Genomic DNA, 24,521 nt, shown 5'->3' on the forward strand with positions numbered 1-24,521 from the left:
CCAGAACAAGGGGAGGGCGTTTGTAAGACAGGTGACAACAATGTTCGATACGCTTTCGAAAGCCGGAAAATATCTGGGGCAGGCAGCAAAAATGATGATTGGCGTGCCGGATTACGACAACTATGTTGAGCATATGCGCGTGACACATCCGGATCAAACGCCAATGACCTATGAAGAATTTTTCCGCGAGCGACAGGATGCACGCTATGGTGGCAAAGGCGGCGCGCGTTGTTGCTGATCTTTGTCGGGTAATGTCGCCAGCGGATTATTTTTCAATAAATTACGTTATTATTACCCAGGTTGTTAAGCGTAGTCCCGCCAGGTTATGTCCTGAAAAATTCAACTTTTTCAAACGCCGCGCGCAGGGTTTCTGGCGTTAACGTAACCGGTAAATAGTGGATGGATTCCACAGGGCGCAGGGTATGCGCGATCATTTTATTGATATCTGCGGTGTTATGGATATCCACATCCAGTTCGGTAAGCCGGGTCGGTAGATGAAAACGTCGATACGCCGCAATCAATTGTGACAAAACCTCATCTTGCTCCAATAGTGCGCTTTGTACCAGAATGCCATAAGCCACTTTTGTTCCGTGCAGGAACTTCTCTGTTTGCGGCAGGACGGTCAGGCCGTTGTGTACCGCATGGGCAGCGGCGACGCGGGTATAGCGTTCACCAAGGCCGCCGACCATACCGCCGCCAGCAATAATCGCATCCACTACGTCACAAAATACCTGCGTCAACTGTCGCTGTTGTTTATCCGCTAAAGCCTGCTCGCTGCTTTTCAGCAGAAGATCGCGTATGGCGCACGCGTTGTTAATGCCCAGCCGCACAGTCAATGGCAACGTTTCCGGCTGCGGCGCAAGCACAACGGCTTCATACCATTTCGCCAGAGTATCGCCAATGCCAGCCAACAGATAATCATCGGGTGCGTGCAGGATAATGTGGGGTTCGACCAGCACCAAAAAATTGGCATCATCAAAAATTTCGAACTGTAACGCTTGTCCTGCATCGTTATACCAGACGGAGAGTGGCGTCCAGGCGGCGCAGGTTGCTGCGATTGTGGGGATGGCGACAAACGGTAGATTCAGACGGCGGGCAAGCGCTTTTGTGGTATCAAGCAGAGCACCTCCGCCGACGCCAATCACTACCTGTCGATCATCGCCGGAGTCATGCGCCAGTTGGACAACATGACGTTCGCTACAATGACCGGTAAACCGTAGATGTTTTGCACCAGCATACTCAAATGCTCCCGGCAGGTAAGGCCTGGCGGCGACAATCGCACGTTCTCCGTACACCCACACAGCGTGGGAAAGCTGTTCCTCCGTGAAAAAATCTGTCAGCCTGCTGAGGCTTCCTACATGGGAGAGGTAGTTCGCCGGCCCGGTCACGACACGAATAGCACAGTTGTTCATGGTGTGTTGTCCTTATGACTTTCTGGTGGTGTTATTATATTTAGACATCTAAACGTCTTGATTGCCAAATGCTAGCACCGTGTTATAGTGTGTTCAACAACCACTTCACTGGCGGGGATGAAGATAATGAGAAGTAACGAACTGATCCCACAAAGTAAATTGCCCAATCTTGGTACCACGATTTTTACCCAAATGAGCGCGCTGGCGCAGAGGTACCAGGCGATAAATTTATCGCAGGGTTTCCCTGATTTTGACGGGCCGCGTTATTTACAGGAGCGGTTGGCTTATCATGTCGCACAGGGGGCGAATCAATATGCGCCGATGACGGGGGCGCAGGCGCTACGGGAAGCCATTGCCGATAAAACGGCGGAAATATATGGTTATCGACCGGATGAAGCGTCTGATATTACCGTCACGGCGGGGGCGACAGAGGCGTTGTATGCCGCGATTACCGCGCTGGTGCGGGAGGGGGACGAGGTAGTCTGTTTTGATCCCAGCTACGACAGCTATGCGCCTGCCGTTGAGCTTTGTGGTGGAGTATTAAAACGCATAGCGCTTGCGCCACCGCATTTTTGCGTGGACTGGCAGGCGTTTTCAGGAGTGCTTAGCGAGCGCACACGGCTGGTGATCCTTAATACGCCGCACAATCCTACCGCCACTGTCTGGCGTCAGGCGGATATCGACGCGCTGTGGCAGGCTATTAGCACGCGGGAAATCTATGTATTAAGCGATGAAGTATACGAACATATTTGCTTTGCTGCTGAAGGCCATGCCAGCGTACTGGCGCACCCCCGGTTACGAGAGCGGGCGGTTGCCGTGTCATCGTTTGGTAAAACCTTCCATATGACCGGGTGGAAGGTTGGTTATTGCATAGCGCCTCCAGCCATTAGCGCTGAAATACGCAAAGTTCACCAGTACCTGACGTTTTGCGTCAACACGCCAGCCCAACTGGCGCTGGCGGATATGCTACGCGCCGCGCCGGAGCACTATCGCATACTCCCCGATTTTTACCGGAAAAAGCGGGATGTGCTGGTTAATGCGCTGGCGCAAAGCCGATTAAATGTGCTGCCGTGTGAAGGCACCTATTTTCTGTTAATCGATTACAGCGCTGTGTCGACGCAACATGACGTTGAGTTTTGCCAGTGGCTGACCAAAGAAATTGGCGTTGCCGCGATTCCGCTCTCTGTCTTTTGCGCCGCCCCTTTCCCGCATCAGCTTATACGTTTATGTTTTGCTAAACAGGAATCAACGCTGTTAGCCGCCGCAGATCGCCTGTGTAAACTCTAGTCATTTTACCGTCCACGCCCTGGAAAATCGGCGGTTTGCAAAAAGCTCCTGCAGACCGTTGATCTGTTTCAGGCGCAAGACTTCATCGGCGTCCATACCTAATTCCTGGCCGATTTTGCTCTCGTCCCAGCCCAGTTGTGAAAGTTCGCGCACAATTTCGGACATGGCGTGGATCTGATGGCGCCCGCGCGCGCGGTTATGTCGGATAGTTGCCGCCATTCGTTCGTGACGTTCTCTGTCCAGACACGTTACCGGCAGATAGCCCTTCAGACGCGATTTCAGGACCGCTTTTCCTTTGCCCAGCTCATGGCGGTGAAAACCATCCACAATCTCATATTCTTCCGCATCGGCCTTAACCACGACGATCGGTTGGGTAAAACCATCTTTTTCAATTGATTTAAGTAGCAGTTTTTTTTCTGGTGGCGCGACGTTATTCGGGTTGTAGTCATTAGGCGAAATGTGATCGTTTTTTACCCACAGGACACAATCGACGGGCTCACTACGAAACGGGCTAACACTATGTATTGCTAACCTGAATTCATTAATGGCGGCAATTCTCTCCTCTTCTGGCAGGGCAGATAGAAAGTGAGTTATTTCGGTTGCGAGTCGGTGTTGCATAAGATCCCCCATTCCTGGCGTTTAGTTTTCATGCGTTCGTTATAGCGCTGGTAACTTTTCGGTTTTGTCGGACTGAACGACAGTGCCCGGCACCAGTAATCATTGTTTAGTAATACCTTACAGATCCGCCGCCATGACGGTAGGTCTCGTGACCCGATATCGCCTTGTTGCATCTGTGGGATCGTCTCCTGGCCTTTTTTCTTATACCACTGCAAATAAACGGCGATTTTATTACGGTAATGTTCGGCAGTTGCTTCGGGCATACTGTGTAGCAGGAGCAGAGCGTACTCTTCCCAGTTAAGGTGATCGGGTTTTAAAATTTTTCGGTGGCCGTAGAAATGGCTATCTTGTCCGGCATATATCCCGCCGCTGAGTACGCCGCTGACTCTGGCGCACATGGCCGCCCAGCGCTCAGGTTCGATAACATGATATAGCCATAATCCCTGTCGCTGTTCCGGGCCGAACGGTTCGCAAATCCGCATATAACGAGACGGTACGCCAGCCTGATACATTAAATTATACAATGGGTTACAGGGTTTGCCTGTTTTGGCGAACCAGGTCCAGATATCGGCGGTTTTCCAGTCATAGATGGGGTAGATATACCAGGTGTGCCCCCCTGGCGCTAATGTGGTCCAGGGTTTATCGTCGGCAAAGCGCAGTTTATGTGAGTTAGCGATAGCGACAAAACGGTTATAGGACTCGTCGGAGCGAATCCCGACCAGCATGGCGGCAGGGCGCTTGTCTGAAAACCAGTCAGCAAAATCGCGAACGAACTGTTCAAAGGTCATGCCGTGTTGGTAAAACGAAAAAAACGCCGGGTCGGTAATCGCCTCTTCCGGCGGTTGTCGTACCCAGTCGGCTCCAGGTTGCCAGCACTGCCACTCCGGCTGATATTGTGAAAGGGAATTTTGCGTGGTCAAGGGTAAAGCGACCCAATAAAACCGTTCAATCACATCTGCGTAATATTCGCGTAGCGATTGCACATAGTCGATAGTACAGGAGAATTGGGCCTCCCAGTCAATGAACAAAACGTGGATCTTTTTATTCATTTTGCGTGCCAGCGTCGCTGTCAGGTGCAGCATCAGGCCTGAGTCTTTTCCACCAGAAAATGAAACGCAGACCCGTGGCAAGGTTTCAAGGGTCCACGCTATACGCTCTTGCGCCGCTTCCAGAACATTTTGTTCAAGCGGAACTTTATACACTGACATCTCTGGTTATTCTCCGATGTATTAATCGTATTATATTCAAAAACAATTAACCCAGAGGATAAGCTGATTAGGTTAACTTGCAATACTTTATTATATTTACCATGAGAATGGATATTGAAGATGTATATTTATAAATTATGCTTTTACCCATTACTGATGACGGCAGGTTAGTTTTTCGTGTTTTTTATGTGCTCAATCAGTTCCGTAAATCCATTATTGTTCAGCGATGCTTTATTATACATAAGATAAAGCTGGCTGGTAGGAATTGAAAAAGGTGTAACGATTTTTTTTAGCTTCAACACGGGGTTATAATGTTCAACAATCATTTTAGGTACAAGACCAATAAGATCCGTTACGCTGATGGTATTGGCGATAGTGATAAATGACTTGCTACGGAAACCAATCACTCTTTCTGGTAATAATGTATCGGTAAAAATTTGATATTCTCTTACGTTGGCATCATTGGAGATAAGCTGGGTAAACGCTTCTTTTTTCAGCACTTCAAGCGTTGCGCTTTTTCCGATTCTGGGATGTTTTTCACTACAAACTAAAAAACATTCAACGTCACTAAAGTAAGTGCACACGATGGAACGGTTACGGACTGGGGTCATAGAAACAACAATATCCGCTTTACGGTAAGCCAGCAGATCTTCGGGTTGCTCACTGGTCGATAGCAGATCGTGATGCTCGATTTCAATTTGAGAATCTTTGCGAATATATTTAACCAAATCAATTACGTTTTTAGTAATAAGGAGTTGTGGGCTGTAAATAATGAATTTTTTCTTCAGGCTGGACTGGTTCATTATATTAATGGTTTGTTCCAGACTGTTAGGTTATTTTCCAGATGATGATGTAAATTAATTCCCGTGATCGTGGGGGTAATACCTTTTCCACAACGGATAAATAAAGGATCATTGAATTGTGTACGTAAGCGTTGTAATGACTGGCTGACGGCAGAAGGCGTAATATAGAGTGTTTCTGCGGCCTTGCTAATGCTCAGATGTTGATAAATACATTCAAAAATTACCAACAGGTTAAGATCGAACTTTTTAAGATCGTAAAGGTTAGCCATAATATCTCCCCGCACCCTCATGGTATTAACCATGATTATGACTTATTTCAAATAATTTACCATAATTATGTTTATAAAACTTAATGTAGAGTTTATTTAAACTAAAATACCACAGTTGTAAATATTTTAGCGAGTAAATAATTACAGTAAAGGTGAATATAGTTTACATGTGCAACAATGACGGGGGAGGCGACAAATTCTGCGCCGGGGAAAGGCTACCTACCTTATCCGATCTGCCAGTGAATAGCCTCCAGTGGTTGTGTTAAACTTCATGCCCGATAGACGCAACGCTACCGGGCGAGGTGTCGTTGTGCGTCTGTTTTCGCGTTAAGGTTGCCCCATCATCACGTCCAACTGTGCTTTTTCAGGTAAACCAACAACCTGTTGCAGGGTGTTATCTTTATTCATGTAATAAATCGCCGGGGTGGCATTAGCGCCAAGATCATCCATCAACTGCTGATTCTGATTAATGACTTTCATCTGCGCCGGCGGGATGGCCGCCGGAACGTCCAGTTTCATTTTTCCGGCTGAGGCCTCATAATCATGCCAGGTTTTCGCCGGGTCTTTGGCGGCTAAGATTGCTGCGGCTGTCGCCGGGCTTTCCGGTTTAATCACGCCGACCAGTAACGTGCGTAATTGCACTTTGCCAGATTCGACCCACGGACGGGCCTGTTGCCAGAACTGCTTACAATAGGGGCAGAAAGGGTCGGCGAAGACATACAGCACCACCGGCGCGTCTTTTTTACCGTCGAGTATCCAGGACGCTTTTTCCATTTTCTGCCACATTTCACGTCCGGCGGGCGCATAGATCTCTTTTTCTATCAGGGCGTTGCTAAGGTTTTCACCTTTTTCATTATACATATAGCCGGAAATCGCGTGTTTGCCGTCCGGCGTCAGGTAAATCGTGACGCCCATGTCCTGGTACTTTCCGAGATAGCCTTTCATGCCTCCCGGCGCATCGAAGGGCTTAAGAATGGTAATACCCTGTTTTTCAATGGCTTTAACCGGCGCAGGCAGGTCTTCCGCGTGGGCGAGGATGGGCAGCATAGCAAGCAGTAGTGTACGTTTAATCATGTTTTTTCCTTTTAAAATCAAAGCGAAAAGAGTATTAATGATGTTGCCTATCGCAGTCATAGGTAAGAGCTGGCGTGGTGAGATTGCCCTTTCTGTACTGGGGTGATGTAATTCTTTTCGCTGTTACAGCCTTTGTTAAGGTAATGTAGAGCGCAACACTTAGCCAGCATATACTGGCTCTGAAGTTACCTTGTACGGGTAGTTCAGGTAATGGGGCCGCCTGTCAGGCGGCCTTTTTACTTTAGATGGCTGAAAGGGCGCAGTGTTCACAATGTTGCCCGGATCGGGTTGTTAGTTAACGCTTATTGATTTGATAATGGAAACGCATTAGCCGAATCAGAAAAATTCCGTTAACTTACTCCTCAACGAAAACACGGAGGAAGTATAGATGTCCTTAATTAACACCAAAATCAAACCTTTCAAAAACCAGGCGTTCAAAAACGGTGAATTCATCGAAGTCACTGAGAAAGATACCGAAGGCCGCTGGAGCGTCTTCTTCTTCTATCCGGCCGACTTTACCTTTGTTTGCCCGACTGAGCTGGGCGACGTGGCTGATCATTACGAAGAACTGCAGAAGCTGGGCGTAGACGTTTATTCTGTTTCTACTGATACCCATTTCACCCACAAAGCATGGCACAGCAGCTCTGAAACCATCGCAAAAATCAAATACGCGATGATCGGCGACCCGACTGGCGCCCTGACCCGTAACTTCGACAACATGCGTGAAGATGAAGGTCTGGCAGACCGTGCAACCTTCGTTGTTGACCCGCAGGGGATCATCCAGGCTATCGAAGTTACCGCTGAAGGTATCGGCCGTGACGCGTCTGACCTGCTGCGTAAAATCAAAGCGGCTCAGTACGTTGCAGCCCACCCAGGCGAAGTTTGCCCGGCAAAATGGAAAGAAGGCGAAGCGACGCTGGCTCCGTCTCTGGACCTGGTCGGCAAAATCTAAATTTCCGTCGTCTTTCACGTCATAGCGGCGTTGGCGTCGCCTGCTCACCCCGGTCACTTACTTATGTAAGCTCCCGGGGATTCCCAGGCTAGCCGCCTTGCTCTGACGCGAAATACTTAGGAAATGGCTTTAGTTATGGGCGCATTCGCGCCCATTTCATTCCAGCACCATGATTCAAGTTGCATTCAGGTATGCCTTATCAGGCAGCTTGCATGATGATGTTTTTTAAGCAGGAGATAACGATGCTCGACACTAACATGAAAACCCAGCTCAAGGCCTACCTTGAGAAACTGACCAAACCTGTTGAGCTGATTGCCACGCTGGATGACAGCGCTAAATCGGCAGAAATCAAGGAACTGCTGGCGGAAATCGCCGAACTTTCACCGAAAGTGACCTTTAAAGAAAATAACAGCCTGCCCGTGCGCAAGCCCTCTTTTCTGATCACCAATCCAGGCTCGGAGCAGGGGCCGCGCTTTGCGGGCTCGCCGCTGGGCCATGAATTTACCTCGCTGGTGCTGGCGCTGCTGTGGACGGGGGGGCATCCGTCTAAAGAGGCGCAGGAACTGCTGGCACAGATCCGCGATATTGACGGTGATTTTGAGTTCGAAACATATTATTCCCTTTCCTGCCACAACTGCCCGGACGTGGTACAGGCGCTGAACCTGATGGCGGTGTTGAATCCACGGATTAAACATACGGCGATTGACGGCGGCACCTTCCAGAATGAAATCACCGAGCGTAACGTAATGGGGGTTCCGGCGGTATTTGTGAACGGTAAAGAGTTCGGCCAGGGACGTATGACTCTGAGCGAAATTATTGCCAAAGTGGATACCGGGGCAGAAAAACGAGCGGCGGAAGCGTTAAACAAACGCGAGGCGTATGATGTACTGATTGTCGGTTCCGGTCCGGCAGGGGCGGCGGCGGCGGTTTACTCGGCGCGTAAGGGGATTCGTACCGGTTTGATGGGCGAACGTTTTGGTGGCCAGGTGCTGGATACTGTTGATATCGAAAACTATATTTCAGTGCCAAAAACCGAAGGCCAGAAACTGGCGGGCGCGCTGAAAGCGCATGTCAGCGATTATGACGTTGACGTCATTGATAGTCAGAGCGCAAGTAAACTGATTCCGGCAGCGTCAGAAGGCGGATTGCATCAGATTGAAACCGCGTCCGGCGCAGTATTGAAAGCGCGCAGTGTTATCATCGCCACTGGCGCCAAATGGCGTAATATGAATGTGCCCGGTGAAGATCAGTATCGCACCAAAGGCGTGACTTATTGCCCGCATTGTGACGGTCCACTGTTTAAAGGCAAGCGTGTTGCCGTTATTGGAGGCGGTAACTCTGGCGTTGAAGCGGCTATCGATCTCGCAGGGATTGTAGAACACGTTACCCTGCTGGAGTTTGCGCCGGAAATGAAAGCCGACCAGGTATTGCAGGATAAAGTCCGTAGTCTGAAAAACGTCGATATTATTCTGAATGCGCAAACCACCGAAGTGAAAGGTGATGGTAGCAAGGTTACGGGTCTGGAGTATCGCGATCGCGTCAGTGGTGACACGCATCAGGTTGCACTGGCGGGGATCTTCGTGCAGATCGGCCTGCTGCCGAATACCCAGTGGCTGGAAGGCGCGCTGGAACGTAACCGGATGGGCGAAATTATCATTGACGCCAAATGTGAAACCAGCGTTAAGGGGGTCTTTGCGGCGGGTGACTGTACCACTGTCCCTTACAAGCAGATTATTATCGCCACAGGCGAGGGGGCAAAAGCCTCGCTTAGTGCCTTTGATTATCTGATTCGCAGCAAAGTCGCCTAAAAGAAAGAAGCCAACACCTGCCTATTCTGAGCCGCCTGCTACCCTGCAGGCGGCTTTTTTTTACCGTTCAGGTATAAATCTTATTTTTAGAAACAAAAAAATACATTATCCATTTATTTTGTAGGGTTAATGAATTTTTTAATCAAAAAAAATAAGTTCCTTTTGTTTATCCTGTCTCCTCTTTATCACAAATATTTTTTATGTGAATGTTGAGCGGTGCATTAATGGATTCAATTTATGAATACCTGACGGAACTTGAATCTTCAGGACTATTACTACGTGATTTTTTTATTTCCTCTGACAGCCAGACTCTTAAGTCTGCTTACCTTGCGCTTAATAAAGAAGCCGCTGAGTTAAGCGACAGTGACTGGCTGGCTGCAGAATATGATTTTAATGCCCTGTTTGTCGGTCCTGGAAAGCTTAAGGCCGCGCCCTATGCTTCGGTTTATCTGGAGGAAGATGCGTTGGTAATGGGTAAGTCTACGTTAAGTTTACGGGAGTTTATGGAAGATTTAGGTCTCTCCATAAATAAAAAAAATAATACGCCTGATGATCATATTTCTTATGTTCTGGAATTGGCAGTTTTATTGCTTATCAACGCCAGAAAGTCCCCGGAATACATAGAAATGCTTACTCGATATGTAAATTCTTATATAACCGAGTGGGTGCCTGAGTATATCGAAAAAATAAAAATAAATGCCCAGACTGCGCCGCTACGTAAGGTTGCGGAAAAATTATCTTATTGGCTTGATGAATTAATTACGAGAGTACAATTATGAGCAATGAACCGGGACTTCTGAACAGACGTTCGTTTTTAAAGGGACTGGTTGCGCTGGGGGCGGTATCCGCTTTACCCGGCGGGCTATTGTCTTCCCGTTGCGCTTATGCGCAACCGCCGATTCCTTTTAACCCTAAGACCTACAAAATCTATCGCAATGCGTGCCCACGTAATTGCTATGACACGTGTAGCCTGAAGACCTGGGTTAAAGATGACGTAATCACCTTCGTGGAGGGCGCGCCAGAATCCACTTTTACGCACGGCACGCCGTGCGTAAAAGGACTTAGCTACCCGCGCCGTGTCTACAGCCCGGATCGCATCAAATATCCCATGGTACAGGATGTGCGTGGCAGCGGTAACTGGCGTCGTATCTCCTGGGAAGAGGCAATGCAGCGTATCGCTACCAAGATGCTGGAAATCAAGAAAAAAGACGGTTCCATGCTGGGCGTGGCGCTGACCAAATACTCCGGCAAGTTCGGCGTACTGAACTATGCCGTTGAAGGGATGATGTCCTCACTGGGCTATACCACTCGTTTCGCCGGCACGCCGTGCTGGCCTGCCGGTATCGATGCGCAAAACTACGACATGGGCGATATGTGGTGTAACGACCCGGAAGATATGGTGAAAGCGAAATATATCATTATCTGGGGCGCCAATCCGGCCTGGTGCTCGATGCACTCAATGAAGTACATCTATCAGGCGCGCGAGAAAGGGGCGAAGGTCGTCGTTATCGACCCGCTGCTGTCGCAAACCGCTGCTAAAGCCGATCTTTATCTGCGTGTTCGCCCAGGTTCTGACGGCGCGCTGGCGCTGGGGATGGCGCGTCATCTGGTCGATAAAGGGCTGGTGGATCAGGATTTCGTCAACAACTACGCCCACGGTTATGCCGAGTTTGAAGTGTATCTGCGCAATAACGTGACTGTGGAATGGGCATCAGAAATCTGCGGCTTGTCTGTGGATGTCATTCGCCAGCTGGCGGAAGAGTTTACCGCCGTTAACCCGGCCACCGTATGGATTGGTTACGGAATGCAGCGTCACGTCAATGGCGGCGCTAACGTGCGGGCGATTGACGCCTTTGTCGCCATGACCGGTAATATCGGCGTGGAAGGCGGTGGTGCGCGTTATGGGCATCTGCATACCTGGGGTTTTAATTATAACGCCATGTTGCAGAAGCAGCCGGAAGGTTCCATTGGCGTGCCTGGCGCGGCGGGGACAACCAGCGAATTTGGTGCAGCAGCCGGTAGCGAAGCCGTCCAGTACTCTGATCGTTCTTTGAATATCAACCAGACGGCGCAGGGGATCCTCGACGCTACTGATCCACCGGTACGTATGCTGTGGGTGGCCTGTAAAAACCCGTTTGCCCAGGATTTTGATCGCAGCAAAATGGAAAAAGCGTTTGAAAAGCTGGAGATGGTGGTGTGCGCCGACCAGTTCTTCAACGAAACCGTTCAGCATGCCGATATTGTGCTACCGGTGACGACAGCGTTTGAAGAGTGGAATGTAGACGCCTCTTACTGGCACTACTGGCTTTCTATTAACCAGCCGGCTATCAAGCCAATGTTCGAAGCGAAATGCGATCTGGAAATCGCCACGATGCTGTCGCGCACCATCAATAAGATGGCGCCGGGCTCCTGTACCTTCCCGCAAGAGTTTGACCACAAGCGCTGGCTGGATCTGGAATTTAACGACGGAATGGCGAAGATGTTCGGTATCTCTTCCTGGGACGAGCTGCTGGATGGGCCGAAAAAAGCGATTCTGCCAAGCTCTGCCGCCTGGTATGACCGTAAGTTCAAAACGCCCTCAGGCAAGTATGAATTTAAATCTGAACTGGCGGAGAAGAACGGCCACACCGCGCTGCCGGAATACAAACCGGAAGCCGAGAGTAAATTGCCGTTCCATCTATTTACGCCGCACGTGCAGTTTGGTCTGCATTCGCAGTTTATCAACCTGGACTGGATGCAGGTGTTCTACCCGGAACCGTTTGTCTATATGCACCCAGCTTCGGCGCAGAAAAAAGGTATTGCTGAGAACGATCTGGTGAAAGTCTTTAATACCACGGGTGAGATTGAGTTGCGTGTCAAAGTGACGACTAACGTGCCGGAAGATTTTCTGGTGATGTACGAAGCGTGGTTCCCGAAACGGAAATATAACGTGCAGAACGTGGTGGCTGATACTCCGGCCGATATGGGGTTAATGAAAACGGGCGCGCCGGGTGCCGCCATTCATAGTCAGTTTGCTGACGTTGTGCTGATCGGTAAAGGAGGTGACGTCGCATGAGACGCGCATTCTTAGTTAATAGCGATAAATGCATTGGCTGCCGTGGCTGTGCGATGGCCTGTAAAAGTTTTAACCAGCTGGAACCGGAACGCTTCTGGCGTTACGTCTATCCGCTGGATAAAGAAATCTATCCGCATGAGGAGCGAGCGTTTTACTCGCTGGCCTGTAACCACTGTGAAAATCCGGCCTGCGTCGCCGCCTGCCCGGTAGAAGCCTACACCAAACGTGAAGATGGCGTGGTGGTGCATAATCCTGAGCACTGTATCGGGTGTAAGAACTGTATTCGCAATTGCCCATATGGGGCGCCGCGCTTCAATGAAGAAACGCGTAAAGCCGAAAAGTGCAGTATGTGTTATGAACGTCTCGATGTTGGTATGAACCCGGCCTGTGTAAATGCCTGTCCGGTTGGTGCGCTGAGTATTATCGATCTGGATGCCGATCCGCTGCCTGACAATGCGGTGCAGTTCCCGCCGGGGTTTCCGCGAATGCCGCACCTCAATCCAGGGACGCGCTTTATTCTGGCGCGTCAGCCTAAGCAGCCGGAGGACAAGTAATGGAAAAATATGAACTGCCGCTGGTGTTTTTTACGGTCTTAAGTCAGATGTCTGTAGGGATGGCGCTGATACTGACATGGCGTACGCTACGTGGCGAAATTGAAGCTAAGCGCGTCTACTGGCTGGTGACTGGCCTGGTGCTGGCACTGGCGTCTGTTGCCGCGATTTTGCACCTGGCGCATCCGGATCGTGCATATGACGCATTACGTAACCTGCAACATGCCTGGCTGAGCCGGGAAATTCTCGGTGCCACTCTGTTTGGCGTTGCAGTGGGCGTAACGTTTCTTGCGAAGGGACATAAAGCGCCGGCTATCGTCGCCTCGGTGTGTGGTGTGGTATTGGTGGCGGTACAGGGCATGACCTACGCCGCGCCAGCAATGGTAGCTATCGCCAATGGTTTTACCATGTTGTTATTTTTTATTACGGTATGGGTGATGGGAGGCGCGGCAATTCCACTGTTAACATTAAAGCCTGCCCACTCTGCGTTACGCCAGGGGATTGTGGTGTGTATTGCCGTCTTGCTCTCAGCTCCACTGCTTTGGTTGAGCGGGGGGACGATCATGCAAATGACGGCGCGTTCATGGCTGGCTTCACCGTTTTATCTGGCAAGTCTGGCCTGCCTTGCGATCGCTTTCATCGTCAGCCGTCGCAGCGATTCACGCCCGGCGCTCCTGCTCATCTTATTATTTGTCGGCGTATTCCTGAGCCGCCTGGTCTTTTTCGGTGATACGGTGAGCACTATTGTGAATATCGGGCATTTGTACTGACGGTTATTCAGTAAAAAACCCCGCCAGGATTACTCTGGCGGGGCTTGTCAATGTTGAGATAACAAGGTTAACGCACTACCAACACTGGCAGTGTCGCATGGCGAACCACGCTTGAGGCGTTAGATCCCAGCAGGTGTGTCGTAATGGACGGATTACGCGAACCGATCACTACCACATCGGCATCCAGTTCTTCGCCCATTTCATTCACTACATCGCGTACGCTACCAAAGCGAACGTGGGTTTTAATCCGTGAAGGATCGATGCTGAAGTGCTCCACCATCGTTTGTAGACGCGTTTCCGCCTCGTGCTGCAAATGTTCTTCAAAGCGACGGACATCGGCGGCAAAGCGGTGCAGGCTCATGCTTGCGGAGCCTGGCAGAACATGCAACAGATGAATGACGCCATCCTGTTGCGCCAGAAACTCAGCGTGACGAATGGCTTTATCGCTTAGTTCCATTTCAAAAACATCAACCGGCATAATGATTGTCTTATACATACCCGTTTCTCCCTGTTAATCAATACTGAACTTATTCAAACATATAATAATGTTTCTTTCTGTTATTTGTCTGGCAATTTTAAATATTACGACAATCCGCCTTTAAAAAATGCTTGCCGTTTTTCCAGGAAAAATCCTAAAGCAGCCTGTTTTCCCGGCACTTCCTGCGTGATAGCTACCCTTTTATAAACAAACGCGACATTTACCGTTATTCCAGGAGGCTGCATGAAAGCATTGACGTATCACGGTCCACATCATGTAAAAGTTGAAAATGTACCCGATCCCGGCATTGAGCAGCCCGACGATATCATTTTACGTATTACCGCCACCGCGATTTGCGGTTCCGATTTGCATCTCTATCGCGGCAAGATCCCACAGGTAAAGCATGGCGATATTTTCGGCCATGAATTTATGGGAGAGGTCGTTGAAACCGGGCGGGAAGTGAAGAATATTCAGAAAGGGGATCGAGTCGTTATTCCGTTCGTTATTGCTTGCGGCGACTGTTTTTTCTGTCGCCTACAGCAATATTCCGCCTGTGAAAATACCAACACCGGGCACGGTGCAGCGTTGAATAAAAAACAGATCCCGCCGCCGGCGGCGCTGTTTGGTTATAGCCATCTTTATGGTGGCGTTCCCGGTGGGCAGGCTGAATACGTTCGTGTGCCAAAAGGCAATGTCGGGCCGTTTAAAGTGCCGCCGCTGTTATCTGACGATAAGGCGCTGTTTCTTTCCGATATTTTGCCTACTGCCTGGCAGGCGGCAAAAAACGCTCAGGTTCAGCAAGGTTCCAGTGTGGCGGTTTTTGGCGCGGGCCCGGTAGGATTGTTGACCATTGCCTGTGCGCGGCTGTTGGGCGCTGAACAGATCTTTGTTGTTGATCACCATTCCTGGCGGTTACGTTTTGCCGAAGAACGCTACGGCGCGATACCGATAAACTTCGATGATGAAAACGATCCGGCGGAAAAAATTATTGAGCAGACCGCAGGACACCGCGGCGTGGACGCAGTTATTGATGCTGTCGGATTTGAAGCGAAAGGCAGTATGACGGAGACGGTACTGACAAACCTTAAACTGGAAGGCAGCAGCGGCAAAGCGTTGCGACAATGTATCGCAGCAGTCCGGCGCGGCGGCGTGGTCAGCGTGCCTGGCGTTTATGCTGGTTTTATTCACGGCTTTCTGTTCGGCGACGCATTTGATAAGGGGCTGAGTTTCAAAATGGGTCAGACCCATGTTCACGCGTGGCTGGGTGAATTATTGCCGCTTATTGAAAAAGGGCTGCTAAAACCGGAAGAGATTGTCACACACTATATGCCGTTTGAAGAGGCGGCGCGCGGCTACGAAATTTTCGAAAAACGCCAGGAAGAGTGCCGGAAGGTCATTCTGGTGCCGGGGGCATCATCGGCGGAGGCGGCGCAAAAACAGGCGACGGGAATAATCAATCCGTTACCCGGCAGTGTCGTTTGAAAGAGGCTGAAAGAGAAGAGGGAACGGAAAGAGGATGCGCAGGCATCCTCTGTGTAAACGGGTTAACGCTTATGCAGATGGTTTAACGCTGAAAATCGCCGGCGGCTTCAGGCTGGTATTCGAGTTCCAGCACTTCGAGGTGGGTAGAGGCGCCGCCCGGCAGTTCCCAGTGAATGGTATCGCCGACGCGTAGTCCCAGCAATGCCGCGCCAACGGGGGCCATTACCGAAAGTTGTGTACTGCTGTCCGTCATGTTAGCCGGATATACCAGCGTACGCACACGCGTTTCACCATCGCTCAAATTGCGGAATTTAACGCGGCTGTTCATCGTGACGACATCGTGCGGCATCTCTTGTGGTGAACACATTTGCGCGCGATCCAGCTCCGCGTTGAGCGCGTCGGCAATCGGCAGATCCGCATACGCAGGTTGTTCCAGCAGACGATCGATACGTTCGGCGTCAAGGTCGTTAATGATAATTGTGGGTCTGGACATTTCTTACTCCATGTCATCGATACTGCGAGTAGTGCAGGTAAATGGTCCCAAAAGAAAACCCTCACCGTCTGGCGGCGAGGGTTTAACTCTTATGATGATACTGAGACTTTTCCCGTCTTTGAAGTGATTTAGTTCACATTCGGGCAAATCCTCAAACGTCATCGCCTTGTGTGAATTTTAGTCTACATCCGGGCGTGTTCTCAAATTTAGCTGCGGTTTTTAACACTCTGCCACGTTAATAACCCGCTTTATCGATAATAAACTGTTTCCCGCAGTTGCCGGGATGCGGCTGTGGCAGGAAAGAGGCGGAGGAGAGCGGCGCGTTAATCATTGAGGCTCTTAATGAAAACTGGATCTCGGTTAGATAAGCGGGATGGCCATGGCAGTTTACTTTTACGGCTTTAACGTTATCCTTGCCCCACGTTTGTTCGACTACGCCATCAAACGCGGCGCGACTCACAGTTTTGCCGTAATTTTCTGCCAGAAATTGCCCCAGTGCGCTGCTTTTTATCGCCTTATCCAGCCGTATCATTGTGCCAAAATAGGCATTCGGATCAAAGCCAAAACAGGCGCCATGCTTTGCATATTCATAGCGTTCCAGGCAGGAGTTACCTCCTGCGCCAGGCATCACTTCTCTAAGCGTGGCCGCGATGTCTGGTGAAAGTCCTGGCGCGGGGGCTGCGCACTTCCGGCTGGCCCGTACTTCAGGCAGATTCGGGACTGGCCGTGTCGCGCAGCCAAAGCGCTGCCAGCGCCGCTTATCAACACCGTGTGCGGCAATAGATTCAGGTAATCCCGGCCACAGACCGTGAACGGTCAGAAAGTCAGCTTTATTGGTCGGCTCTTTTTGCCGATGGCACTCATCGGGTTCCTGGTGATGGCGTTCATGTTGGCTTTGGCAAAACCCGGTTTGCCAGGATAACGCCAGCACGTAGTCAGAAAAATCACCGTACTGTCTCGCCTGGAGCTCGTTGGCGTTTGCGGCAAAAATAGGGGGTAAAAGTACAGCCAGTAGCGGACTGTAATGCCATATTGCGCTCATGATGAATTCTGTAATTTATACACATTATGAATATCATCTATTTAATCATAAAAAATGCCGGTCAGGTTCACCCGACCGGCATCATTTTTAGCCTGTACTGGCGTAATGCTTAATTCCACATTGCCAGAATCGGCCAGCCGACAAGCAGCAGCATGGCGATATAGATCACGCCAAAGATTGCGCCAAGACGCCAGTAGTCTTTGGATTTCACGTAGCCACAGCCGTAGATAATTACGCCAGGGCCGGTGGCATACGGCGTCAGACAGCCCATGATACCGATAGACAGCACCAGCAGAATACACAGTTGTTCCATCGGCACGCCTGGAATGCCTTTACCCACCGCCAGAATGACCGGCAGCATGGTTGCGGTGTGGGCGGAAAGGCTGGCGAACAGATAATGCGCAAAATAGAACACCAGTACCAGTACAATGACGGTTGCATCCGGTGAGAAACCTTCCAGATGCGTGCTCATAGTATTGGCGAACCAGTCGATAAAGCCGGAGCGCGTTAAGCCATTGGCCATGACCACCAGTGTTGCGAGGTTCACCAGAGTGTTCCAGGCGCTGTTGTAACGCGTAATGTCTTTCCACGGAACCACATGTAGCGCCAGCATCAGCGAAACGGCCAGCAGACCCACGGCGGTGGCGTTGATGATTTTGCCACCAAAAACCCATAATCCTAAGCTAAGCAGTACCAGGCCAATCAGCGTCCACTCTTTGCGGGACAGACGTCCCATGCTTTTTAACTCGTCGCCAGCCCAGGCCGCGACTTCCGCGCTATGGGTTACTTCAGGTTTATAAAGTACGTAAGAAAGCCAGGGGGCAACGATCAGTAAAATAATCCCCACTGGCAGGAAGCTAAGGAACCATTGCAGCCAGCTAATCTGGACGCCAGCAATTTTGCTGACAAACTCCAGACCCAGCACGTTTGGCGCCGCGCCGGTGACAAACATGGAGGAGCTAAGGCTGGTACTGATCACCATCATCCACATCAAATAACCACCGATACGGCGTGCGGAAGGATCGTTTGGAAAGGATTTAAACAGCGGCGGCAGGTTTTTGATTACCGGGAATACAGTACCACCGGTACGGGCGGTATTGGAGGGGGTAAACGGCGCCAGCAAAATGTCGATAATGACAATCGCATAGCCGAGCGTCAGTGTGCGTTTGCCCATGAATTTTACCAGGAATAACGCGATACGGCGTCCCAGTCCGGTGACTTCATAACCCAGCGCAAAAATAAACGCGCCGAAGACCAGCCAGACCGTGGTACTGGAGAAGCCGGCAAGCCCCCATTTCAGCGCCTGTTTACCTGCTTTAAATGCTGGATCGGCCAGCTCTGAAGCATCAAATAACAGGTAATTGCTGCCGATAACGCAAATGGTTACTGCGATAAAACTGATCGCCGTCGCCGGGATTGGCTCCAGGATCATACCAACAATCATTGCGACGAAAACCGCAAAATAGTGCCAGGCCTGTGGTGGCATACCATCAGGGACAGGAATAAGCAACATGACGCCCATCACCACCAATGGGGCCAACAACTTCCATATACTATCTTTGGATAAAGACATAAATGACTCTCCGGAAAGGATATTTTCTATAATTGTGTTAATGATTAACTTGCGAAATTTGCGCTAAAAACCAGGTTACGATCAGCAGATCGGCGCTGCCGCCGGGACTGAGGTTGCGTTCAATGCATTGCTGATCGAACTGGTGGAGATAAATGAGATCGTCAGGAGTACGTATACCGCCCTGACGTAATAAGAACGTCGCATGCTGCTGTAACCAGCGCAGGCCGTCCGCCCCGCCGCGTGAGGCGACGTTGGTATCACCGTTGAGCGACATCAGCAGCAGTAACGTGTCGAGTAACGCCAGTTCCGGATCGCGTCCCTGCGCCAGCAATGCGCGGTAGTGCGGCAATGCGTGGCGGATGACCAGCGGATAGCCCGCTTCCGCTTCGCCGCGCGCGCCGGTTAAACCGAGTTGCTGATATAGCCGTTGGCCTGCAGTGAGCTGTAGATTGTTCTGGCGCAGTTCGCGCGCGGTCAGACCGCGACAAAAGGCAGCAGCGGTAGCACAGAGCGTTTGTGCGGTTATCGGCAGACGTAACTGATACAGGCGGCCAATAGCGGCGCATAGCAGCCCCAGTGAGAAAATGCTGCCTTTATGGGTATTGACGCCTGCCGTGGCGCGAAACATCGCCGCCTCACAGGCCATCCCCAACGGACGCAGGCCCGCCAGAACCGATTCAGGCGGCAGGCGCGTGCAGCTTGCGCCATACTCCATAAATCGCGGCAGCCAGGCGCGAATCGCCTCCGCGCTGCGGTGAAAGTCCGCCAGCGCCATATCTTTGTGCGCGCCGCAGTTTAGCCGGTCTACCAGGCCGGGTTTTGGCGATAGATTTACCTCGGTCAGCATGGCGCGCCAGGCGAGATCGGCCCAGATGTCGTACAGTGACGGAGGCTGAATGGCGGCGTTAGTCGGGTTGGCGGGAATCGGCATCATGCAGCAGCGCCTCCATTCGGGTGAGTAATTCGGGAAGCGCGTGAGTTTTACCTCGCGCGCATTCGGCAGCGCTGTGTCCGCACAATAAACAGCGGCGGGCAGGGAGCGCAAAATGGCGACGTGAGAGGATTTCCCCTTCCGGGGTCAGCACGTCAACGTCCCATAAGCGTCCTAACGGATGCGTATGCTCAAGCGCGATAGTGGCGTGTTTAAGCGCGTGAGCCGGCGCTTCAACGGCAAGAACACCCTCCGGCCCACTGGCAGAAACCAATGCGGCCTGCTCCCTGATAATCCAGCCTGATGCTTTTGTCATCGCCTGCAACGCAGCCACGCCGTGATTAAAGATCCTGCGGGTTAACGCGCTATCTTTAATCGGGCCTGGGGCCACCACGGTAAAGGAGACCAGCGGAAGGTGGTGACGCGTAAGCCAGACGTGTTGCCTTGCCTGTCTTTCATCCCGGCTGGCAAGCAGCTCAGGAATCGATACTGCGTGGTTAGAGGCGCTATCAGGAAGCAGACGCATGGTTTACTCTTTCACCTGATGAACGACATCAATCACCGAACCGTCGCGGTAACGCACGACAGCAATCACGCGATCGGTGAATTCGATAGGGCGGGGCTGACCGGTGAGCAGTTGCGCGCGCTCGCGCAGCCATTCCATCGATACCACTTTCATTCCCGCTTCTTTCAGGCGTTCCGCCAGTTCCGGACGTGCCGGGTTAACGGCGATACCGTGATCGGTGACGAGAATGTCGATGCTGGAGCCCGGTGTGACGCAGGTGGTGACGTTATCGACCAGCGTCGGGATACGACCGCGAACCAGCGGCGCGACAATGATGGACAACGCCGCCGCAACGGCGGTATCGCAGTGGCCGCCGGACGCGCCGCGCAGAACCCCGTCGGAGCCGGTCAGCACGTTAACGTTGAAATGGGTATCCACTTCCAGCGCGCTCAGTACGACGACATCCAGACGGTCAACGGATGCGCCTTTTGAGCCCCAGTTGGCATATTGGTTAGCGCTGATTTCAATATGGTTCGGGTTACGCGCCAGTGATTCCGCGGCGTTACGGTCAAAGCTCTGAACGTCAAGCAGCTTGCGGATTAAGCCCTTTTCATGCAGGTCGACCATGGTGGCGGTAATACCGCCCAGCGCGAAATCAGCAACGATGTTGCGGCTGCGCATTTTGTCTTCCAGGAAGCGGGTGACCGCCAGCGATGCGCCGCCAGTGCCGGTTTGCAGTGAGAAGCCTTCGTTGAAGTAGCCGGAGTGAGCAATGACTTCCGCTGCGCTGCGGGCGATCAGCAGTTCACGCGGGTTGGTGGTCATGCGGGTCGCGCCAGCGCCGATTTTGTTAGCGTCGCCGACTTCGTCGATCTGTACGATCAGATCAACCTGATCCTGAGCGATGCTGGCCGGGTTATGCGGATACGGCAGCAGCGTTTCTGTCAGCATCACAACCTGCTTCGCGCTATCGGCATCAACCATTGCATAGCCCAGGGAACCGCAACAGGCCTTGCCGGTATAACCGTTAGCATTACCGAATTCATCGCAGGACGGAACGCCGAGGAAGGCGACGTCAATGTTCAGTTCGCCGCTTTGTACCAGATGCACACGACCACCGTGGGAGTGAATCTGAACGGGTTCAGCCAGCAGGCCGCGAGAAATTTCTTCCGCCAGCGGGCCGCGCAGACCAGACGTGTAGATGCGGCTGACCACTCCGTTACGAATGTGCTCAATCAGCGGCGCATGGCAGTCGCTTAATGAGCTGGAGGCCAGCGTTAAATTTTTGAAGCCCATCTTCGCGATGGTCTCCATTACCAGGTTAATCGTCAGATCGCCGCCACGAAATGCGTGGTGGAAGGAGATGGTCATACCGTCGCGTAAACCAGAACGGCGGATGGCCTCTTCCAGACTGGCGCACCGTTTGTGGTTGCGCGGTTTTTGCGCTTGTAGATTCAATTTAGCCGCGTTTTGGTAAGCGCTCAGTTCGCTTTCTATGTGACGGCTCCAGGCCGCTACGCGATCCTGGCGTTGAGATTCGTTTTTCTGCGTCATTTTTTTGCCTTATTCTTCGCGAATGCCGGAAAGTTCTGCGCGGGAGAGCACCAGACGGGCGCGTTCAATCACCGGGCTGTCGACCATTTTGCCGTTAAGGGAAACGACGCCGAGACCTTCTCGGGCGGCAGCTTCTGCGGCTTCTACCACCAGGCGCGCATGGGCGACCTCTTTACGCGTCGGCGCGTAAAGGTTGTGCAGCAGTTCAATCTGGCGAGGGTTGATCAGGGATTTACCGTCAAAGCCCAGTTGTTTGATGTGGGCGGCTTCTTGCAGGAAACCAGCTTCGTTATTGGCGTCGGAATAAACGGTATCGAAAGCCTGAATGCCGGCGGAACGCGCGGCCTGCAAAATGGCGCAGCGGGCGAACAGCAGTTCGGTACCTTCCGGCGAACGTTCGGTACGCAGGTTGCGCACATAGTCTTCAGCGCCCAGGGCGATACCGATCAGCCGTTCAGAAGCGTGCGCGATTTCTACCGCGCGGGTAATGCCCAGCGGTGATTCCACGGCGGCTAACAGGCCGGTGCTGCCCGGTTCGCGACCACAGGCGTTTTCAATACGCAGAATCTCGTTTTCAATATCAATGACGTCTTGCGCGGTGTCGGTTTTCGGCAAACGCACTACATCCGCGCCGCCGCGTACGACCGCTTCCAGATCGTTAACGCCCCATTCGGAATCCAGCGCGTTCACACGGACAATAGTTTCAACGTCACGGTAAAGCGGATGTTGTAGCGCGTGATATACCAGACGGCGCGCCGCGTCTTTTTCGCGTAAGGCAACGGAATCTTCCAGGTCGAACATCAGTGCGTCGGCTGGATAAATAAACGAGTTGCTCACCATCGCTGCGTTGGCGCCTGGTACGAATAACATGCTGCGGCGGGTGCGGGTTTTACGTTGTTGCAGAGAAATGGAAATCATTGACGATCCTCCCAGGGCAGAGCGGCAATACCGCTGGCGCGCGCCAGTAGCGTTTCCAGTCGGGCGCGTAAAATGCAGTCCAGCGCGCCTTTATCATCGACGTTCAGTTGTACGCCGCGTACGTCATAGCGAGAGAGTACTTCCAGGATGGTGGCCCGAATGGCCTCGCCAAACTGCTTTTCAACGCTGCTGTTGATTTGCAGGTCAATATCCTGTGTATCGAGCGGCGCAATGCGTATCATCACATCGCCGGACTCAAGCGTGCCTGCGACGGCTACCTGGTTTATTTTCATTTTTCACCTGTTGCTAATGCGGGGGACTTTTGACGGGCCGCCGCGCTGCCTGGATGGCGTTCGGCCATCGCCTGCAAGTAGCGCAGGGTGGCGTCGGGAACCAGCGGCGCGATAGCCGTGAGATCGTGTTTAACCAGCAGTTTGCGAACCCAGGAGGCGGATATCGGCGTTTCCTGGAAGCAAAGCCGCTCTATTTCCACCAGCGCAATGGGTGGGGCGGGAAGCGTTGGCGTTTCCAGCCAGAAACGCATATCACAGTTGTACTGGGCGGTAACGGCGCAAAATGGCTCCGTACCGACAAAGCGGTGTGTGATGCCAAGCGCGGGCGCCAGATACTGGCGGAAAATCTTCAGGTCGATTTCGGTATAACAGTGATTAATGACGCTCTGCTCTTTAATGAAATAGCAGGGAAACGTCGCACGAGAGATAATGTATTCGGAGCCGCGGTGAACGGTCAGGCGCGGAATATCGCGAGTGCCTTTCAGCACCAGATCGAGTCGATCTTCATAGGGAAAGCGTGACGTATCTTCTTTGACCAGGAACAGATGCAGCCAGTCACACTGCGCAGCCGCCTGTTGGATTAGATAGCGATGGCCGTTAGTGAAAGGATTGGCGTTCATCACGATACAGCCAATTTTCTTTCCCTCATGACGCAATGTCGCCAGCGATTCCGCATACCGTTTCAGTCGGGTGGTACTATTTTCCATTAAAACCATTACGCCGGGGACGCTGGCTATCGTCGAAAAACTGCACTGTTTAAACAGCGCTTCGTATTCCGTTTTCGTATAAATAAAAAGATGGGTGCAGTGACGTTCCCAGGCGAGATTGATTAGCTCAGTCGCCAGCGTTAGTGCTAAGCCTTCACCGCGTACGGATTCACTGATGGCCACACATTTGATGATATTTCCGGCGATGCCGCCGCAGGCAATAAGATGGTCATCGCGGGTGACGGTAATAAACACCTCGACAGTGGTATCGACGCTTAAATCATTCGCTTTGAGAAATTGTGCGATCTCCGCCATTTTTTTATTTTCAGAGCGTTTTACCCGGGTAAATACATTATTGCCAAACATAGTAAGAAATATCCTGGTGATATATTTGTTGCTATTTTTCCGTATATGTTGCGTCGTGTTGCAACTTGATAACGTTTTCTTTTCAGTCAGAGAACGGCGGTTTTTTATTATGGATTATTTCTTTTTCTCTCTGCCGTATACATCGTAAGGAGTATTTTGGAGGTAAATTTTGATTTATTTCACAAAGCGTTAGATGGTTTTTAAGTGTTTTATGGTTTTAAGTTTTTTAATTAATTTAATCGCCATTTGGGCCGTGGGTTTTAGTTGTTTAATTGATTTAATGTGGGGAATCTGTAACGATCGGTTTTTATATCCCTTAAGCATCTTAAAACAAATTTATTACATTTGCGGTAAGTCCGCAGAAAAACACCC

General features: G+C 51.4%; 23 protein-coding genes and 1 pseudogene. 9 read left to right on the forward strand and 15 right to left on the reverse strand.

The features are described 5' to 3' along the window. The first annotated feature begins 40 nt into the window (after positions 1-40). Positions 41-238 carry a YbdD/YjiX family protein gene (locus tag SBG_RS02640; protein ID WP_000460621.1) on the forward strand — a complete coding sequence of 66 codons (198 nt, stop codon included), beginning with the start codon at positions 41-43 and terminating at the stop codon, positions 236-238. 85 nt (positions 239-323) lie between these two features. Here the strand turns inward: SBG_RS02640 and SBG_RS02645 are convergent, their stop codons facing one another. Further along, a complete protein-coding gene (locus SBG_RS02645) occupies positions 324-1,412 on the reverse strand; it encodes an oxidoreductase (RefSeq protein WP_001057952.1) in 1,089 nt (362 codons plus the stop codon). A gap of 126 nt (positions 1,413-1,538) precedes the next feature. Here SBG_RS02645 and SBG_RS02650 point away from each other — a divergent pair, with 126 nt between their 5' ends. Continuing rightward, positions 1,539-2,699: a pyridoxal phosphate-dependent aminotransferase gene (locus SBG_RS02650; protein WP_001257293.1), complete on the forward strand. Its 1,161-nt coding sequence runs from the start codon at positions 1,539-1,541 to the stop codon at positions 2,697-2,699. Here SBG_RS02650 and SBG_RS02655 read toward each other — a convergent pair whose 3' ends face one another. The 4 genes and pseudogenes from SBG_RS02655 to dsbG all read right to left on the reverse strand — a co-directional run bounded on the left by SBG_RS02655 (position 2,700) and on the right by dsbG (position 6,671). Further along, positions 2,700-3,317, reverse strand: a complete 618-nt coding sequence (locus SBG_RS02655; protein WP_001164750.1) for an IbrB-like domain-containing protein — start codon at positions 3,315-3,317, stop codon at positions 2,700-2,702. Next, on the reverse strand, positions 3,290-4,525 hold the full coding sequence (locus tag SBG_RS02660) for a phosphoadenosine phosphosulfate reductase (RefSeq protein WP_000118131.1): 1,236 nt from the start codon (positions 4,523-4,525) through the stop codon (positions 3,290-3,292). Before SBG_RS02660 ends, SBG_RS02655 begins: the two co-directional genes overlap by 28 nt. 167 nt (positions 4,526-4,692) lie before the next feature. Beyond that, a pseudogene (gene citR / locus SBG_RS02665) lies at positions 4,693-5,597 on the reverse strand (DNA-binding transcriptional repressor CitR). Between the two features lie 327 nt (positions 5,598-5,924). Further along, entirely contained in the window at positions 5,925-6,671 is a 747-nt protein-coding gene (gene dsbG / locus SBG_RS02670; RefSeq protein WP_000597116.1) for a thiol:disulfide interchange protein DsbG, read from the reverse strand. Between the two features lie 388 nt (positions 6,672-7,059). Between dsbG and ahpC the strand changes: the two genes are divergently transcribed. The 6 genes from ahpC to SBG_RS02700 all read left to right on the forward strand — a co-directional run bounded on the left by ahpC (position 7,060) and on the right by SBG_RS02700 (position 13,807). Then, on the forward strand, positions 7,060-7,623 hold the full coding sequence (gene ahpC / locus SBG_RS02675) for an alkyl hydroperoxide reductase subunit C (RefSeq protein ID WP_000052802.1): 564 nt from the start codon (positions 7,060-7,062) through the stop codon (positions 7,621-7,623). Positions 7,624-7,865: 242 nt separating this feature from the next. Next, the gene (gene ahpF / locus SBG_RS02680; RefSeq protein WP_015702757.1) at positions 7,866-9,431 is read left to right on the forward strand and encodes an alkyl hydroperoxide reductase subunit F; all 1,566 of its coding nucleotides are present in this window, start codon (positions 7,866-7,868) and stop codon (positions 9,429-9,431) included. A 224-nt stretch (positions 9,432-9,655) separates the two neighbouring features. Further along, entirely contained in the window at positions 9,656-10,210 is a 555-nt protein-coding gene (locus SBG_RS02685; RefSeq protein WP_000377446.1) for a TorD/DmsD family molecular chaperone, read from the forward strand. Then, the gene (locus SBG_RS02690; RefSeq protein WP_000064218.1) at positions 10,207-12,486 is read left to right on the forward strand and encodes a molybdopterin-dependent oxidoreductase; all 2,280 of its coding nucleotides are present in this window, start codon (positions 10,207-10,209) and stop codon (positions 12,484-12,486) included. The genes SBG_RS02685 and SBG_RS02690 overlap by 4 nt, the downstream gene beginning before the upstream one ends. Continuing rightward, complete coding sequence (locus SBG_RS02695) at positions 12,483-13,040, forward strand: 4Fe-4S dicluster domain-containing protein (protein WP_001250389.1); 558 nt, start codon at positions 12,483-12,485, stop codon at positions 13,038-13,040. Before SBG_RS02690 ends, SBG_RS02695 begins: the two co-directional genes overlap by 4 nt. Continuing rightward, positions 13,040-13,807, forward strand: coding sequence for a dimethyl sulfoxide reductase anchor subunit family protein (locus SBG_RS02700; RefSeq protein WP_000417087.1), 768 nt, complete (start codon positions 13,040-13,042; stop codon positions 13,805-13,807). Before SBG_RS02695 ends, SBG_RS02700 begins: the two co-directional genes overlap by 1 nt. 67 nt (positions 13,808-13,874) lie before the next feature. Here the strand turns inward: SBG_RS02700 and uspG are convergent, their stop codons facing one another. Then, positions 13,875-14,303 carry a universal stress protein UspG gene (gene uspG, locus SBG_RS02705; RefSeq protein ID WP_000278498.1) on the reverse strand — a complete coding sequence of 143 codons (429 nt, stop codon included), beginning with the start codon at positions 14,301-14,303 and terminating at the stop codon, positions 13,875-13,877. Positions 14,304-14,528: 225 nt separating this feature from the next. On the opposite strand from uspG, the gene SBG_RS02710 reads away from it, so the two are divergent. Beyond that, on the forward strand, positions 14,529-15,767 hold the full coding sequence (locus SBG_RS02710; protein WP_000646107.1) for a zinc-dependent alcohol dehydrogenase: 1,239 nt from the start codon (positions 14,529-14,531) through the stop codon (positions 15,765-15,767). 82 nt (positions 15,768-15,849) lie between these two features. Here SBG_RS02710 and rnk read toward each other — a convergent pair whose 3' ends face one another. From rnk to citC, 9 genes are all read right to left on the reverse strand, one after another. Then, positions 15,850-16,260, reverse strand: a complete 411-nt coding sequence (rnk, locus tag SBG_RS02715) for a nucleoside diphosphate kinase regulator (protein ID WP_000089744.1) — start codon at positions 16,258-16,260, stop codon at positions 15,850-15,852. A 235-nt stretch (positions 16,261-16,495) separates the two neighbouring features. Beyond that, a complete protein-coding gene (gene rna / locus SBG_RS02720) occupies positions 16,496-17,302 on the reverse strand; it encodes a ribonuclease I (RefSeq protein ID WP_001274573.1) in 807 nt (268 codons plus the stop codon). A 109-nt stretch (positions 17,303-17,411) separates the two neighbouring features. After that, the gene (gene citT / locus SBG_RS02725) at positions 17,412-18,875 is read right to left on the reverse strand and encodes a citrate/succinate antiporter CitT (protein WP_000059044.1); all 1,464 of its coding nucleotides are present in this window, start codon (positions 18,873-18,875) and stop codon (positions 17,412-17,414) included. Between the two features lie 37 nt (positions 18,876-18,912). After that, positions 18,913-19,809, reverse strand: coding sequence for a triphosphoribosyl-dephospho-CoA synthase CitG (citG, locus tag SBG_RS02730; RefSeq protein WP_000982651.1), 897 nt, complete (start codon positions 19,807-19,809; stop codon positions 18,913-18,915). Continuing rightward, positions 19,781-20,332 (reverse strand): citrate lyase holo-[acyl-carrier protein] synthase, encoded by a 552-nt coding sequence (gene citX / locus SBG_RS02735; protein ID WP_001238271.1) that lies wholly within the window; start codon positions 20,330-20,332, stop codon positions 19,781-19,783. The genes citG and citX overlap by 29 nt, the downstream gene beginning before the upstream one ends. A gap of 3 nt (positions 20,333-20,335) precedes the next feature. Next, a complete protein-coding gene (gene citF / locus SBG_RS02740) occupies positions 20,336-21,865 on the reverse strand; it encodes a citrate lyase subunit alpha (RefSeq protein ID WP_000192338.1) in 1,530 nt (509 codons plus the stop codon). A 9-nt stretch (positions 21,866-21,874) separates the two neighbouring features. Further along, complete coding sequence (citE, locus tag SBG_RS02745; RefSeq protein WP_000623662.1) at positions 21,875-22,783, reverse strand: citrate (pro-3S)-lyase subunit beta; 909 nt, start codon at positions 22,781-22,783, stop codon at positions 21,875-21,877. Next, positions 22,780-23,076, reverse strand: coding sequence for a citrate lyase acyl carrier protein (gene citD / locus SBG_RS02750; RefSeq protein ID WP_000700713.1), 297 nt, complete (start codon positions 23,074-23,076; stop codon positions 22,780-22,782). Before citD ends, citE begins: the two co-directional genes overlap by 4 nt. Then, positions 23,073-24,149 carry a [citrate (pro-3S)-lyase] ligase gene (gene citC / locus SBG_RS02755; protein WP_000467879.1) on the reverse strand — a complete coding sequence of 359 codons (1,077 nt, stop codon included), beginning with the start codon at positions 24,147-24,149 and terminating at the stop codon, positions 23,073-23,075. The genes citD and citC overlap by 4 nt, the downstream gene beginning before the upstream one ends. Between the last annotated feature and the right edge of the window lie 372 nt (positions 24,150-24,521).

This window comes from Salmonella bongori NCTC 12419, assembly GCF_000252995.1.
Taxonomy (GTDB): domain Bacteria; phylum Pseudomonadota; class Gammaproteobacteria; order Enterobacterales; family Enterobacteriaceae; genus Salmonella; species Salmonella bongori.